The organism is Mesosutterella multiformis (genome assembly GCF_003402575.1).
Classification (GTDB): domain Bacteria; phylum Pseudomonadota; class Gammaproteobacteria; order Burkholderiales; family Burkholderiaceae_F; genus Mesosutterella; species Mesosutterella multiformis.
This window is the reverse complement of record NZ_BGZJ01000002.1, coordinates 455,532-468,773: the sequence shown is the minus strand read 5'-3', so window position 1 is coordinate 468,773 and position 13,242 is coordinate 455,532. Positions and strand designations below refer to the sequence as shown.

At 59.2% G+C, this 13,242-nt stretch carries 14 protein-coding genes; 11 read left to right on the top strand and 3 right to left on the bottom strand.

The window, feature by feature from the left end; genetic code table 11:
* Positions 1 to 23 precede the first annotated feature (23 nt).
* Positions 24 to 1,139: a M20 family metallopeptidase gene (locus M4NBBH2_RS10675; RefSeq protein WP_116270949.1), complete on the bottom strand. Its 1,116-nt coding sequence runs from the start codon at positions 1,137 to 1,139 to the stop codon at positions 24 to 26.
* Between the two features lie 237 nt (positions 1,140 to 1,376).
* Here M4NBBH2_RS10675 and M4NBBH2_RS10670 point away from each other — a divergent pair, with 237 nt between their 5' ends.
* The 5 genes from M4NBBH2_RS10670 to M4NBBH2_RS10650 all read left to right on the top strand — a co-directional run bounded on the left by M4NBBH2_RS10670 (position 1,377) and on the right by M4NBBH2_RS10650 (position 7,391).
* Complete coding sequence (locus M4NBBH2_RS10670) at positions 1,377 to 2,933, top strand: FAD-dependent oxidoreductase (RefSeq protein WP_238691409.1); 1,557 nt, start codon at positions 1,377 to 1,379, stop codon at positions 2,931 to 2,933.
* Positions 2,934 to 3,018: 85 nt separating this feature from the next.
* A complete protein-coding gene (locus M4NBBH2_RS10665) occupies positions 3,019 to 3,378 on the top strand; it encodes a cytochrome c3 family protein (RefSeq protein ID WP_116270948.1) in 360 nt (119 codons plus the stop codon).
* 307 nt (positions 3,379 to 3,685) lie between these two features.
* Positions 3,686 to 5,350 (top strand): sensor histidine kinase, encoded by a 1,665-nt coding sequence (locus tag M4NBBH2_RS10660; protein ID WP_116270947.1) that lies wholly within the window; start codon positions 3,686 to 3,688, stop codon positions 5,348 to 5,350.
* A gap of 148 nt (positions 5,351 to 5,498) precedes the next feature.
* Complete coding sequence (locus tag M4NBBH2_RS10655) at positions 5,499 to 6,710, top strand: type III PLP-dependent enzyme domain-containing protein (protein ID WP_116270946.1); 1,212 nt, start codon at positions 5,499 to 5,501, stop codon at positions 6,708 to 6,710.
* Between the two features lie 36 nt (positions 6,711 to 6,746).
* Positions 6,747 to 7,391, top strand: coding sequence for a response regulator transcription factor (locus tag M4NBBH2_RS10650; protein ID WP_238691408.1), 645 nt, complete (start codon positions 6,747 to 6,749; stop codon positions 7,389 to 7,391).
* A 91-nt stretch (positions 7,392 to 7,482) separates the two neighbouring features.
* On the opposite strand, the gene M4NBBH2_RS10645 is transcribed toward M4NBBH2_RS10650, so the two are convergent.
* The gene (locus M4NBBH2_RS10645) at positions 7,483 to 7,806 is read right to left on the bottom strand and encodes an immunity protein Imm33 domain-containing protein (protein WP_116270945.1); all 324 of its coding nucleotides are present in this window, start codon (positions 7,804 to 7,806) and stop codon (positions 7,483 to 7,485) included.
* A gap of 201 nt (positions 7,807 to 8,007) precedes the next feature.
* Here M4NBBH2_RS10645 and M4NBBH2_RS10640 point away from each other — a divergent pair, with 201 nt between their 5' ends.
* Together M4NBBH2_RS10640 and M4NBBH2_RS10635 are read left to right on the top strand one after the other, a co-directional pair.
* On the top strand, positions 8,008 to 8,322 hold the full coding sequence (locus M4NBBH2_RS10640) for an ArsR/SmtB family transcription factor (RefSeq protein WP_116271123.1): 315 nt from the start codon (positions 8,008 to 8,010) through the stop codon (positions 8,320 to 8,322).
* 107 nt (positions 8,323 to 8,429) lie between these two features.
* Positions 8,430 to 9,314 carry a radical SAM protein gene (locus M4NBBH2_RS10635; RefSeq protein ID WP_116270944.1) on the top strand — a complete coding sequence of 295 codons (885 nt, stop codon included), beginning with the start codon at positions 8,430 to 8,432 and terminating at the stop codon, positions 9,312 to 9,314.
* Between the two features lie 76 nt (positions 9,315 to 9,390).
* On the opposite strand, the gene M4NBBH2_RS10630 is transcribed toward M4NBBH2_RS10635, so the two are convergent.
* Complete coding sequence (locus tag M4NBBH2_RS10630; RefSeq protein ID WP_116270943.1) at positions 9,391 to 9,618, bottom strand: type II toxin-antitoxin system RelB/DinJ family antitoxin; 228 nt, start codon at positions 9,616 to 9,618, stop codon at positions 9,391 to 9,393.
* Positions 9,619 to 9,817: 199 nt separating this feature from the next.
* On the opposite strand from M4NBBH2_RS10630, the gene M4NBBH2_RS10625 reads away from it, so the two are divergent.
* From M4NBBH2_RS10625 to M4NBBH2_RS10610, 4 genes are all read left to right on the top strand, one after another.
* The gene (locus M4NBBH2_RS10625) at positions 9,818 to 10,573 is read left to right on the top strand and encodes an NADPH-dependent F420 reductase (RefSeq protein WP_116270942.1); all 756 of its coding nucleotides are present in this window, start codon (positions 9,818 to 9,820) and stop codon (positions 10,571 to 10,573) included.
* A gap of 97 nt (positions 10,574 to 10,670) precedes the next feature.
* Positions 10,671 to 11,420: an ABC transporter permease gene (locus M4NBBH2_RS10620; RefSeq protein ID WP_116271122.1), complete on the top strand. Its 750-nt coding sequence runs from the start codon at positions 10,671 to 10,673 to the stop codon at positions 11,418 to 11,420.
* Positions 11,420 to 12,172 carry an ABC transporter ATP-binding protein gene (locus M4NBBH2_RS10615; RefSeq protein WP_116270941.1) on the top strand — a complete coding sequence of 251 codons (753 nt, stop codon included), beginning with the start codon at positions 11,420 to 11,422 and terminating at the stop codon, positions 12,170 to 12,172. Before M4NBBH2_RS10620 ends, M4NBBH2_RS10615 begins: the two co-directional genes overlap by 1 nt.
* 67 nt (positions 12,173 to 12,239) lie before the next feature.
* Positions 12,240 to 13,184, top strand: a complete 945-nt coding sequence (locus tag M4NBBH2_RS10610) for an ABC transporter substrate-binding protein (RefSeq protein ID WP_116270940.1) — start codon at positions 12,240 to 12,242, stop codon at positions 13,182 to 13,184.
* The last annotated feature ends 58 nt before the right edge of the window (positions 13,185 to 13,242 follow it).

The window sequence follows — 13,242 nt, the reverse complement described above, 5'->3', positions numbered from 1 at the left end:
AGCCAGCCGCCCCGCCATTCTAGCTAGAGAAGCGTGAGAACATTCCGGATCATCGTGATCCGTTCCTCAATCGTGTCGATCCGGAGGTATTCATTCGGGGAATGCGCGCCGCCCCCCGCCGGCCCGCAGCCATCGACCGCGGGGATGCCGGCCGCCGCCATATAAGCGGCGTCTGACCCGCCTCCCGCATCCACCCACTTGGCGTCAAACCCCGCCATTTTTGCGGCCTGGTTCACAAGCCGGATCAATTCTTCCGTTTTTTCCGTTTTCGGCATCGCCGGCCGCCCATGATCGATCGTGAGTTCAGCGGTGACCTCATCCACCCACGTTCGGGACGCGAGTTCCCGGAGCTCGCGGTCGAGCTTCTCAATCTGCTCATCACGCAGGAACCGGGTGTCGAGATAAATCTCAGAGGCGTCCGAGATCGCGTTCCGGATCGAGCCTCCCTGCATGACGGTGGGGGAGACGGAGACGCCGTGCGCGAGGTCGTTCAGTTTGTACGCTTCCAGCGTGAATTTCATGAGCGCGATATTCGCGTCTCGGCCTTCCTCCGGATGGTTCCCGGCGTGAGAGGCTTTGCCGTGGAATTTCACGACATACCCCCGGATCCCTTTCCGGGACTGGATGAGGGAGTCATCCGGGCGTCCCGGCTCACCGACAAGCGCCCGGTCACACTGCTTCGCGAGACTGGAAAGCCACTCATGCGAATAAACGGATCCCGACTCCTCATCCGGATTGCAGGCGACCGCGATCGAGAGGCGGTTCATCACATCAGACGGCAGCGTTTTCAGGGCGTAGAAGAACGCGACGACGCCTCCCTTGCAGTCCATACAGCCAGGGGCGTAAATCCGGTCCCCCTCAATCCGGAAGGGGCGCTTCACCGCGGTTCCGTCCGGGAACACCGTGTCGAGATGGGCGTTCAAAAGGATGTCGTAGTGATCCGCGTCCGGTTTATTCGTCGCGAATAGCCCGGGGCCGGCGTTCGGTCCGAGGTCGACAAATTTTGTCGCGAACCCGATCGAGTCGTAATGCCGTTTCATGATGGAGGCCGCTCTCGCGACCCCTTCAATATTCCGGCTCCCGGAGTCAAACGAAGTGATTTCTTTTAGATCCCTGATGTAATCCTCGACGAGCGCCATACGCGGTTCCTTTCTGATGAATACAGCCGATAAGGAGTTATAGCCGGGAATCGGGGCTCTGTGCGCTCCCGGTCGGGTTTATCTCAAACCGCGGTTCGCCCATTCCCGACGCGATCCTGCCAATCCGATTTTTTGATCCTTCTCACCTTACTCGAGTAATCCGAAGCGTTGAATGAGTTTCACCGGATCGAGAGGAACGAGTCCGGATTTCCGCAAATCCATTAGGAGAGAAGAATCATGATCGATATTTCACGCCGCGGCATGCTGAAGGCAGCCGCCATGAGCTCAGCCCTTGCCGCTGGCGCTTTCGCGCTTCCTGCGGAAGCCAAAGAAAAGGCGCTTGCCCTTCCGAAGAAGTGGGACCGGACGACTGAAGTCCTCGTTGTCGGTTCCGGCATTGCCGGCATGAGTGCCGCGATTACGGCGATCGATAACGGCGCCAAGGTGCTGGTGCTCGAAATGGGTAAAAACTACGGCGGCTGCGCCCGGATCAACGGCGGCATCATCGCGCTGCGGAATGACACCCCCGATCAGCTTTACGCGCACCTCACGGATCCAAAGAATGTTGAATACCGGAAAAATGATCCGGTGCTCACCCGCCGCTATGCCGAAATGTGCTGGCCGACGAAAGCGTGGCTCGAGGAGCACGGCGTGAAGTTCCTCAATACGTCGACCGCTGCCGGGAAGTACGACTCGCAGCATCACGAGAGCTACCTCCACATCTATTCCGAAGGAAAGGATGACGATATCGGCGGCATTAACCCGCAGCCGACAGGCGGTTTCCGTACGGGCCGCGGCATCATGATGCCCTTCAAGGCGTACTTCGAAAAGAAGGGAGGCGTGATCCTGATGGGTTACAAGGCCACCGATCTTTACCGTGACGCCAAGGGCCGTGTGGTCGGCGTCAAGGTCCAGACCCCGAAGGGTGCTGAGAATATCCGCGCGAAGAAGGGGGTGATTCTCGCGGGCGGCAGCTGGAAGGCAAACCCGGCGCTCCGCGTGATCACCGATCCTCGCCTCACCTCTGAAGTGGTTCCGACCGGTTACCCCTTTGTCGCGCCGGACGGTTCCGCGATCCTCGCCGGTCTTAAGGCCGGCGCCATGTATATCGGTGACCGAGGCGAAGATACGCCGCGCCTCCGCCGCATGTTCGGCACGAACCGCTATGGCTTCCAGAAGGGCTCCAAGTATGGCTGCCCCGGCATCGCGGTGAAGGGCCCGCGCTGGGCTGACATCATCTTCGTGAATAAGAACGGCGACCGCTTTGTCCGTGAGGAGGATAAGGGGAACCTCGGCGGCTACAGCTTCTACGACATGGCCTTTGTGCAGCCGGAGAAGAAGGTCTGGTGCGTGTTTGATGACGCGACCGCGAAGAAGTATCGCTGGGATACGTCTTACCCGCAGTGCGAGAAGGGTTTCGCGTTTGACGCCGCGACGCTCGCCGAACTCGCCCAGAAGCTCGGAGCGAAGGATCTCGAAGCGACCGTCACCCGCTACAACGGCTTTGTCGATAAAAAGCAGGACGATGACTTCCAGAAACCCGCGCCCCTCCTTCGGAAGAAGATCGAGCAGGGTCCGTTCCACGCGGTTCAGGTGGTGCTCTTCGCCCATAACTTCACGGGCGGCCTCCGGATCAATGAGAACGCCCAGGTGATCGATATCCTCGGAAACGTTATCCCGGGTCTCTACGCCGCGGGCGAAACCGCGGGCGGCCTCTATGTCGGGAACGGCATGCCGCGCGCCATCATGCCGGGCCGCTGGGCCGGTGAGCACGCTTCCAAAGTGAAGGCGTAAGAGAAAGTTCTCTCCTCTCCCGATCCGGCGGGGACGCACTCTCTTCTCCCCGCCGGACCGGGACTTTTTCCTGAGACCAGCCATTATGAAAACGATAAAAATGCTCATCTCGGCCGCGGTTGCCGCGGCTGTGATCGCGGCTGCCGGCCCCGCGTCCGCCGCGGATATGAAGAAGGCGGACTGCCTGCAGTGCCATGGGCCGCTTGAGAAGCTGACGCAGCTTGCCCCGATGTATCAGACCGAATCCGGGAAGGTCATCAATCCGCATAAGTTCATCCCGCATGACTCGAAGGACCCGGCGAAGTTCCCCGAGTGCACCACGTGCCATACGCCGCACCCGATGCCGCCTCCGAAGGGGTTCAAAGATAAGAGCGCGAATGTGGAGATGTGCTACTCCTGCCACCATAACTACACGTTCCAGAAGTGCAGCGCGTGTCATAAGTAATCGGGCTGGAAGGAGGAGGTGAGAGAAAAGGTTTCCTTTTCGCTTTCTGGCAATCAGAATAGAAAAACGAGAGCCTGCCGCTCTTTCCTCCTTCTTCCTTTTTATCAGACATTTCCCATGGAAAAGACGAAAAGAATCGCGAAAGAAAGACCGATATACGCGGTGCCGCTCGCGGCGCTCGCGGTCTGTCTCGCCGCGGCGCTTCTTCTTTTCGCCTATACGGAAGTGTCTCCCGGGAAGGGGCCGGGGCCCGATCTCTCTTCTGTCGCCCCCCCGTCACGCGAGAGCGCCGGGGGATCCTGTCCGGGTGGGGCTTGTGGACTTCAATTACTCGGACTCCAACGCGCGTTCAATCGACGCGTCGCTTGCGAGGCTTCGGGCCGCGGTGTCGCCGTTACCTCTTCTGGTGACCCGGTACCGGGCGGAAGACCTGGACCGTGAGGTGAAGGCGGGGCATATCGACTTCTTTGTCGCGAGTTCCGGTTTTTACCGCCGGATGGTGACTTACGGGGCGCAGGCGCTTGTGACAGAAGTGAACCGTGACAGGCCGGACCCGAATAAAAGTGACGCGGCGGTTTTTATCGTGAAGGCTGAGAGCCCTATCCGGACGATCGCCGATATGAAAGGGAAACGTCTTTCCGCGAGCTACCCGACTGCCTTCAATGGCTATCGGATCGCGATGGCAGAGCTCGCGGACCTGGGCTACGACTATGAGACGTTTTTCAGCCGGACGGTTTTCGTTGGCAGCCCGCATATTCACGCGATCATGCATCCGCTGATCGACGGGGAAGCGGACGCCGCGATTATCCCGGTCTGCACGTATGAGGAGTGGGATAAGGAGGATCAGGCGAAATTCCGGCTGATCGGCGGGAAAACGGATACCGGAATCCGCTGCGTGAGTTCAACCGCGGCGTACCCCGGGCACACGATGGCGGTGATGAATGGTGTGGAGCCTGATCTCGCGAAAAAGGTGTCTGAGGCGCTTCTCTCCATGAAGGCGGGTGACACACATGAAAGCTGGAGCGTCGCGACGGATTTTACGGCAGTGGACCGGGCGTACCGGCTCCTCAAAATCGGACCCTACGCGTATCTCCGGGAACCGACCGTAAAGCATTGGCTGCGGGAGCACCGGATGGGGGTCTTTATCGGGCTCCTTCTCATCGCGGCGCTCGCGCTTCACGCGTGGCGGTCTGATGTGCTTGTGCTCCGGAGGACAGAGGAGCTCGAAGCCGAGTCTGAAGCCCGGGAACGCTCAGCCCGGGAACTGGCGGCTATGAATCAGCGGATGGAGCAGACCCACAAGGCGACGCTTGTCGGGCAGCTTTCCAGCATGATCGCGCATGAGCTCGCGCAGCCGCTCTCTGCGATCAGCTATTACCTGGAAGGGGCGATGGAGCTCGTGAAGCGAAACCACGATGAATCGGGGCTTCTCGCATCGTCACTCGAAAAAATTCGGGTTCAGACCGATCGCATGGGCGCGATCGTCGGGAAGGTCCGGAGCTATGCAAAGTCGGATGCCAAACGGGACATCCGTGTCGATCTCTCGGGGACTTTGAAGACCGTGCTGTCCGAATTGCGGATGAAGGGCATCGGCGGCGTACAGGTGGCGTCTTCAGTCCCCGAGGGACTCGCGGTGCGGGGAGATCCTTTGGAAATTGAGCTCCTGCTCTGGAATCTCCTCAAAAACGCGACAGAGGCGGCGCTTGGCACTGGGCATCCGATGATTGAAATCGAGGGAGCGGAGAAGGATGGCGTCGTATACCTTCAGATCGAAAACAGCGGCCCGGTGATGACAGAGGAAGACGTGAAGAACCTCGACTCTCCGCTCCAGTCAAAGAAGCCAGGCGGTACCGGACTTGGGCTTCACATCGCGGAGTCGATCGCGGAAGCGACTGGAGGCGGTCTCAGTCTGAAACCCCGGACGCCGAATGGCCTCAGGGCGTCACTTCACCTGCCTTCATTTCACTCCTAAGCGGTATCTCAATGACTGCCCCGGGGTTTTGGACGGAGCCGTTTCTCACGGTATAGTGATAGGGCAGTTTTGTTCGCGGAACTGATTTACAAAAATTCATAATAAAACCCAAGATTTCAACTCTTCACCGATCCGGGAGAAACGCTCGATGACTGACACGAAAGAAGACCTTGCCCGACGCGAAGCCCCGTGCTTCATTTATGAAAAAGAGGAAATTGTCCGCCGCTGCGGGATTCTCAAAGCCGCGCTGCCGGACGTGCAGTTTCTGTATTCCGTTAAGGCGAATCCCTTTGACCCCGTGGTCCGGACGATCGCGGGGGAGGGGTTTGGGAGCGACGCGGCGTCGTCTGACGAAGTGCAGAAATCGATCCGCGCGGGCGTGCCGCTTGATCGGATCTTTTACTCCGCCCCGGGTAAGACGGACTTCGATATCCGGTCGTCCCTCGGGTTCTGCGTCTTTATCGCGGACAGCATCGGAGAGGTCGGCCGGATCGCCGCGATCGCGGATAAGGCGGGTGTCCGTCAGAAAATCGGGATCCGCGTGAACCCGGCGTTTGGAATCGGGGGAGCGGCCCCGGCTCCGTCCAAATTCGGGATTGATGAGGAGCAGCTCCCGCTGCTCTTCCAGATCGTCCGGAATCTGAAGAGCGTGGAAGTGACGGGGATCCACATTCACCTGAAGTCTCAGATGCTCGACGCCGGACTGATCGCGGACTATCACCGGAAGTGCTTTGATCTCGCGGAACGGATCGCGAAGGACTACGGGATCACGGTGGAGTTCGTGAATTTCGGAAGCGGCATCGGAACGGTCTATAACGACGACGAGGAGAAACCGGTGGATCTCACCGTACTCTCGAAAGCCTTTACTGAGATCGCAGCGAAGAACCGCGAGACCCTTAAAGCGGCCCTCTATATCGAGACCGGCCGCTTTCCGACCTGCCGCGCGGGGACATACTACGCGCGCGTGGTCGATAAAAAGACGTCCCGCGGTGTCACGTACCTCGTGGTCACAAGCGGCCTGAATGGCTTTATCCGTCCGGGGTTCGCCGCGATGGCGGAACGGATTGCCGCAAACGGCGCTGCCTCGGGGCTTGAGCCCTTCTACACCACAAAGAACGAATTCCGGATCGAGGCTCTGCCCGCGCACCCCGTGGGAACGAATGAAACCGTGACGATCGTGGGGAATCTCTGCACAGCGGTTGACGTGATCGCGGAGGGGATTACGCTTCCGACGCTTGAAGTCGGGGATCTTGTCGCGGTGACGAACGCTGGCGCCTATGCGGCGACCCTTTCCCCAACCCGGTTCTCGAGCCATCCGGCTCCTCAGGAATTCCTTTGGGAAGGAAGCCGGAGAAACTAAACTCTCTCGTTTAGGGGAAGTGAAGGAGAACATTTCGTGACTGAGGATGAGAAGCAAAAGGTTCTGATCCGGATCGTGGATGACGATCAGGCGGTGCGGGACGGAAGCGAATTCATGCTTTCCTGCAAGGGCTGGAAAGTGAAGTCCTACGCCTCAGCGCGCGATTTTCTTGTCTCAGACACCCCGAGCGTCCCGGGGTGCCTGGTCCTGGATATCCGAATGCCCGGCATGAGCGGTCTTGAGCTCCAGGACGAGATGCGAAAGCGGGGAAGCACGCTTCCTATCATTTTCCTCACGGGGCACGGGGATATTCACGCGGCGATCCGAACCTTCAAGCGGGGCGCGGCGGATTTTCTCCTGAAGCCGGTTGATAATGCGACGCTGTTCCGCGCAATTGAGCGGTCGGCCGCGGATTCACTTGCGAGGTCAGACGGCGGGCTTACGGGAAGTGAGGCGCTCGATGCCCTTAAAGAGATGAGTGACCGGGAAACCGAGATCCTGGGGCTGATCCGTGAGGGGATGCAGAACCGCGCGATCGCGGAGCGTCTCGCGCTTTCCGAACGCACGGTCCAGGGGCATCGGAACAACATCTACCATAAGCTTCGGGTCCATACGGAGGCGGAACTGCTCACGTGCCTCGCCCGGGCAGAAGAGCGAAAGGCCGCCGATCAGGAAATCTGAAGGCTCTGAACAACGGCCACACCGTATCAACAAAAACCGCCGCCCGAGGTTCACCCTCCGGCGGCGATAGTTTTGAAGAGAATGCTTTTTCCTAGCGCGTCACAATCATCCGTTCAAACCACCCTTCGGGGTTCCGCTTAAACGTGGAGCAGGGCGGGGCGAAGGCGATTGCCGCGACCCGCGGGTCCTTTTTGAAAACGAGGTCGAGAAGACACGCCTCAAACTCCTCTACGCCCCAGAAGTCGTCCGGCGCGGTGCCGGCCGCTGAAAACCGCCATCCGGAGTCCCAGGACCCGGCCGGGGCCTCCCGGAAGCAGAAAATAATTTTGGATTTCCCCGAGAGGACCGAGGCGGATGCGAGACACCCCTGCCCCCGGTGAAGGCTCGAAAACGGTCTTTCTGTGCTTTTTGCCATAAGTGTTGTCGCCGTTCCGTCAGTAAATCAGGGCTTCCCGCGGCGGGAAAGGAGAGTTTCCGTGTCGCTTCAGTCCTGTTCTGTAATATCATCACATTCAATATTTTTCGTCAATCCCTTAAACAACTTAGACAACTTTCTCTAAAGTTGTTCTATTTTCGTTTAATTGACATATCGATAAATATAGATATAATGACCGGCATGGAAACCGTCGATATCTTCAAAGCGCTCGCGAACGACACGAGGCTCACGATTCTCATGTGGCTGAAGGAGCCGGAAAAGTATTTCCCGCCCCAGGGGATTCATATTCCTGAGGGTGATTCCTTTGATCACAGCGTCTGCGTCGGGGCGATCTGCGACAAAGCGGGGATTTCTCAGTCCACCGTGTCGCATTACCTCGACATGCTGCAGCGGGCGGGGCTCCTAGAATCGCGCCGCTACGGGAAGTGGACGTATTACCGGCGGAATGAGGAAAACATCCGGAAACTCGCGGACTACATCGCGACCCGGATCTGATCCCAGGAATAGAGAGGCTGGAGCAAAGCTTCCGGCCTTTTTTAAGACACTTTTATATCGATATTTATCGATATATCTATTTAATAACAACAGAGGCAAATACCAAAATGCATTTCAGCGGACCGATTGTGAGACCGCAGACCGACGCGGACAGTCTCTTTATTGAGGTGACGGTGGGCTGCACGCATAACAGCTGCCGGTTCTGTAATTTCTACGAAGGCGTCCCCTTCCGGATGGCGAAGCTTGAGGATATCGAGTCGGACCTGAAAGAGGCGAAAGGGTACCTGCCGACCGTCCGTAAGATCTGGGCGAACGGCGGAAACCCGTTTGTGATGTCAACGGAAAAGCAGATCCGGGTGTGGGAGCTCATCAAGCGCTATTACCCGGAAGCCCGCCTCTCCACCTACGCGATCATCACGGATTTCAGAAACAAGACGGTGGACGATATCCGGCGGATCAAGGCGAGCGGCCTTGATGACCTCGTGATTGGGATCGAGAGCGGGGATGATGAGGTACTCGAAGCGGTCGATAAGGGGTATAAGTCCGACGAAATCATCGAGGCCTGCCGGAAACTCGATGAAGCGGGGCTCGACTACCGCATGATTTACCTCGGCGGCCTCGCCGGGGCGGGGAAGCTTGAAGCGAGCGCGAAGAAGAGCGCTGCAATCATCAATCAGATCCACCCGTACTACATGTACCTCACCACGGTTTCCGTGCTTCCGGGGACGCCGCTTTACCGCGACATGATGGAGGGGAAGTTCAAGGAGGCGACCGAGAAAGAGCGCATTAAGGAAATGCGTGAGCTGATCGCGGACGTGAATATCCCGATCACCGTGAATTCAGAGAACGCCGCGAGCAGCGTGAACTTCACGGTGGATCTGCCGACTGAAAAACCGCTGATCCTAAACGAGCTCGATAAGTTCCTAGCGAATTTCTCGGATGACGCGGAAAAAGCGATGAGCCGCCGCCGTCACTACATGCGGTCGGTCTGATAGCCGGAACGAATCGGCAGCCGGGAAAGGGGGACGCTTCTGGACTTGGGGGGCGTCCCGCTTTCTTTTATTTATCTCAGGCTTTCTTCGGGTCAGCCGCTTTCTCTTCTGTCACCGCAGCTTCAGCGTCTTTTGCCGGAGCCACGGTCGGACGGAACGGAAAACCGCCGTCCCGGATTGACTGCCGCACAAACATGCTGACCGCGGTGTTGAGGGTCAGCCCCATTTCAGAAAAAAGCGCGTCCGCTTCAGCTTTGACCTTAGGATCGAGCCAGAAAGTCACATTGACAGGCTGATTCGGCATGGTGAAAAACTCCGTGTATCGGAATTGCGCCGATATAACGCAAAACCCTTGTTATCGTTAATTTAAATGTGCGGCGAATTATAAGTGCGGTCTACGACTTTGGAAGGGCTTTTGGATCAGTAAAGATACCTAGCTCACGGAATTTCTTTATCGGGATCACAATGGAACCCTGATCTACAGAAAAGGCGGAGACGTCATCATGAAAATCGGCGTCATCGGAATCGGAAATATCGGCGGGACACTCGCGAGGAAGTTCGCGGCTTCCGGCCACACGGTGCGGGTCGCGAATTCCCGCGGAGCGGACGCGGTGAAGGATTTTGCCGCGTCGATCGGGGCGGAGCCGACAGACGTCTTCGGCGCGGCGTCCGGGGTCGACGCCGTGATTCTCGCGATACCGCTTCCCGCAGTCGCCGCTCTCCCCGTGGATCTCTTCACCAGTCTCCCCGCCGCGGTCCCGGTGATTGACACGAGTAACTACTACCCTGACCTCCGCGATCCCCATATTGAGGAAATTGATGAGGGGATGCCGGAAAGCGTCTGGGTAACCGAGACACTCCATCACCCGGTGATCAAGGCCTTTAATAATGTGCTCGCCGATACGCTCGCCGCGGGCGGCCGGCTCCCGGGTGACCCGAACCGGCTCGCTTCCGCAGTGGCGGGCGACAACGACACCGCGAAACGCACCGCGATGAAGCTCGTGTCAGAGGCCGGCTTCGATCCGGTGGATGACGGGCTCCTTGAAGACTCCTGGCGTCAGCAGCCGGGGACCCCGGCCTACTGCTGCGACTGGAAGGCGGACGAAATGAAGGCCGCGCTTGCCCGCGCGGTCCCGAGGCGGGCTCCTTTGGTGCGGGATTCGCTCTACAGCCGCTTCGCGGGGCTCGGGCCGAACCCGACGCACGAGGCCGTCATCCGGATGAACCGCGGCGTACACGAGGAACCCTTCGCTCCGTAAGAGTGACCTGAATCCCCCGAATGGCGGGTGCGGAGAGACAAAAGCGCCTCCTATAATGGATCGCGTTCGGTTCCTTTACGTCCTATTTTCCACACTGATGCGCTGGCTCCAATATCTCGCGCTGCCCCTCATTCTCTTCGCCCTCTGGGCGGGAGTGTCCTATACGGGACGGGTGCCGGCGATTCTGCTTCCGACACCGGGCGCGGTGTGGGATTCCTTTGTGAGTCTCACGGTCTCGGGGGACCTTCTGCATCACACACTCGCGTCAGGCTTCCGGTCGCTCGCCGGCTTCGCGATCGCCTCGGCCCTGGGGCTCGCGCTCGGGCTCCTGAATGCCCGATCCGCGGTGTCGACTCGGGTTTCCTACCTCCTTCTCGAGGCGGCCCGCGTGACCCCGCCTCTCTCCCTCATTCCGCTTCTGATCCTGTGGCTTGGGATCGATGAAGCGCCGAAGATCGCGATCGTGTTTCTCGCGAGCTTCTTCCCGATCTACATGAATGTCGTGACCGCGGTGAAGGCGGTGGATCCGAAGCTAGAAGAAGCGGCGAAGCTCCTCCGGTTCACGAAGTCGGAACGCCTTCGCTACCTCACGCTGCCGTCGTCCCTCCCCGGGATTCTCACGGGGCTTCGGCTCGGGTTTGGCTACAGCTGGCGGGCGCTTGTCGCCGCCGAACTCATCGCCGCGAGCTCGGGTCTCGGCTTCCTCATCAGCGATTCCGCCGAGTTCGCGAAAACGGACACCGTCTTTGTCGGCATCATCACGATCGCGGTGGTGGGCGTCATCGCGGATCGGGTGCTTTATGCCGCCTTTGAAGCGGTCGGCCGCCGGGTCGGGAGGGCTGTCTGATGTGGACGATTGAAGTCGATCAGGTGAGCAAAGCCTTCGCGTCGGACCGGGGGCGCGTCGTGACGGCTGATGGCCTCACGTTGACCGCGGCGGCAGGAGAGATCACCGCCGTGATCGGCGAAAGCGGCTGCGGGAAGACGACGCTCCTTCGGATGATCGCGGGGCTCGAGACGCCGGACTCGGGTTCGATCCGGTTCACGAACCCCGAGAAACCCGATACCGCGCCCCGGATTTCGGTTGTCTTTCAGGAGCCGCGGCTCTTCCCCTGGATGACCGTGCGGGAAAACGTGTCGCTCGCGGTGCGGGAACTGCCGGGCTCGGAAAAATGGGGTCGGACGGATGAGGCGCTGAAGGCTGTGCGGCTCTGTGACGCCGCGGACGCCTTCCCGAAGGAACTCTCAGGCGGCATGGCGCAGCGGGCTGGGTTCGCGCGCGCGATCGCGCAGTCGCCTGACATATTGCTGCTCGACGAAGCCTTTGGGGCACTTGACGCGCTCACCCGCACCGTGCTCTATCAGGAGTTCCAGGCGCTGCAGAGCGAGCGCCGGATGACGGTGCTTCTGATTACGCACGATGTGCTCGAAGCCGTGATGCTATCCCGCACGATCCTCAGGCTTCGCGGCGGCGTGATCGATGAATCTTTTGCGGTGCCGTTCCCTTACCCGAGGTCACTCGCCACCCCGGGAGCTGGTGACCTTTCTCACCGGATCTACGGAACGTTTTTTACGGGCGAAAAAGAAGAAATTAAATAGCAGTTCGGATAAACCGGGCCCTTCAAAGATCAGAAGGCCCGTTGTTTCAAAGAGGAGCTAAGACACTATGAATTTCATCAAAGCGGTGGCGATCGCGATTTCAGCTGTCATTGCCTGCGGCGCGGCCGAAGCGAAGATGCCGAAAGAAGTGAACATCGTCTACGTGAAGGCGCCGTTCAATCTCCAGAACATGGTGATCAAGGATCAGAAGCTCCTTGAAAAGGCGTTCGCGAAGGATGGCGTGAAGGTGAACTGGAAGACGATCACGTCCGGCGCCCAGCAGAGCCAGGCGATGGCGGCAGGCTCAGTCGACGTTTCAGCCGTGATGAACACCGCCTCGCTCCTTCTCGCGAACGGCGCGGGGAACCCGGTCCAGATCGCGACTGGGGTCGCCCATCCTTCCGAAAACTTCGCGATCGTCGTGAAGTCAGGCTCGATTAAATCCATTAAGGACCTGAAGGGGAAGCGGGTCGCGGGGCCGCGGGGCACTGTCCTTCAGCAGCTGCTGCTCGCCGCGCTCGCAAAGAACGGGATGAAGGCGACAGACGCCCAGTTCATCTCCATGGGGATCCCGGAGTCGCTCGCCGCGGTAACATCAGGCCGCGTGGACGCGGCGCTGCTCGCCGCAAGCGCCGTGGTGAAGGCGGAAGAGTCCGGCTGCCGGGTGCTGACGACCGCGAAAGGTCTTGTCGACGTGAACCTCGTGATGACCGCCCGTAAGGGGTTCGCGGATGAGTCGCCCGAAGCGCTCGCCACGATCGTGAAGGTGAACCGCGAGTCGCTGAAGTGGATCAAGTCTCACTGGAAAGAAGCGATCGCGATCGGCGCGAAAGAGCAGGGGATCAGTGTGAGCCAGGCGGAAACGCTTGCCCGCCGCTCCCACTATTACGATGTCCTCACCCAGACCGATATCAAGGGCCTCGAAGCCGATCAGAAGTTCCTCGTGGAATCCGGTCTGATGGCGCATCCCGTGAATGTAAAGTCTCTGATCCTTCCGGGCGCGATGAAGTAACACGCGTAACTAAGGGTTATTGAGATCCAGATTTACGAGCCTTCCGGGGGTTTTCCCT

Bases quoted from the DNA above. Each gene is read 5' to 3' on its own strand.
- M4NBBH2_RS10655 (WP_116270946.1), top strand. From the start codon at position 5,499: ATGACTGACACGAAAGAAGACCTTGCCCGACGCGAAGCCCCGTGCTTC.
- M4NBBH2_RS10645 (WP_116270945.1), bottom strand. From the start codon at position 7,806: ATGGCAAAAAGCACAGAAAGACCGTTTTCGAGCCTTCACCGGGGGCAG.
- M4NBBH2_RS10615 (WP_116270941.1), top strand. From the start codon at position 11,420: ATGTGGACGATTGAAGTCGATCAGGTGAGCAAAGCCTTCGCGTCGGAC.
- M4NBBH2_RS10610 (WP_116270940.1), top strand. From the start codon at position 12,240: ATGAATTTCATCAAAGCGGTGGCGATCGCGATTTCAGCTGTCATTGCC.
- M4NBBH2_RS10670 (WP_238691409.1), top strand. From the start codon at position 1,377: ATGATCGATATTTCACGCCGCGGCATGCTGAAGGCAGCCGCCATGAGC.
- M4NBBH2_RS10630 (WP_116270943.1), bottom strand. From the start codon at position 9,618: ATGCCGAATCAGCCTGTCAATGTGACTTTCTGGCTCGATCCTAAGGTC.
- M4NBBH2_RS10675 (WP_116270949.1), bottom strand. From the start codon at position 1,139: ATGGCGCTCGTCGAGGATTACATCAGGGATCTAAAAGAAATCACTTCG.
- M4NBBH2_RS10635 (WP_116270944.1), top strand. From the start codon at position 8,430: ATGCATTTCAGCGGACCGATTGTGAGACCGCAGACCGACGCGGACAGT.
- M4NBBH2_RS10640 (WP_116271123.1), top strand. From the start codon at position 8,008: ATGGAAACCGTCGATATCTTCAAAGCGCTCGCGAACGACACGAGGCTC.
- M4NBBH2_RS10620 (WP_116271122.1), top strand. From the start codon at position 10,671: ATGCGCTGGCTCCAATATCTCGCGCTGCCCCTCATTCTCTTCGCCCTC.
- M4NBBH2_RS10625 (WP_116270942.1), top strand. From the start codon at position 9,818: ATGAAAATCGGCGTCATCGGAATCGGAAATATCGGCGGGACACTCGCG.
- M4NBBH2_RS10665 (WP_116270948.1), top strand. From the start codon at position 3,019: ATGAAAACGATAAAAATGCTCATCTCGGCCGCGGTTGCCGCGGCTGTG.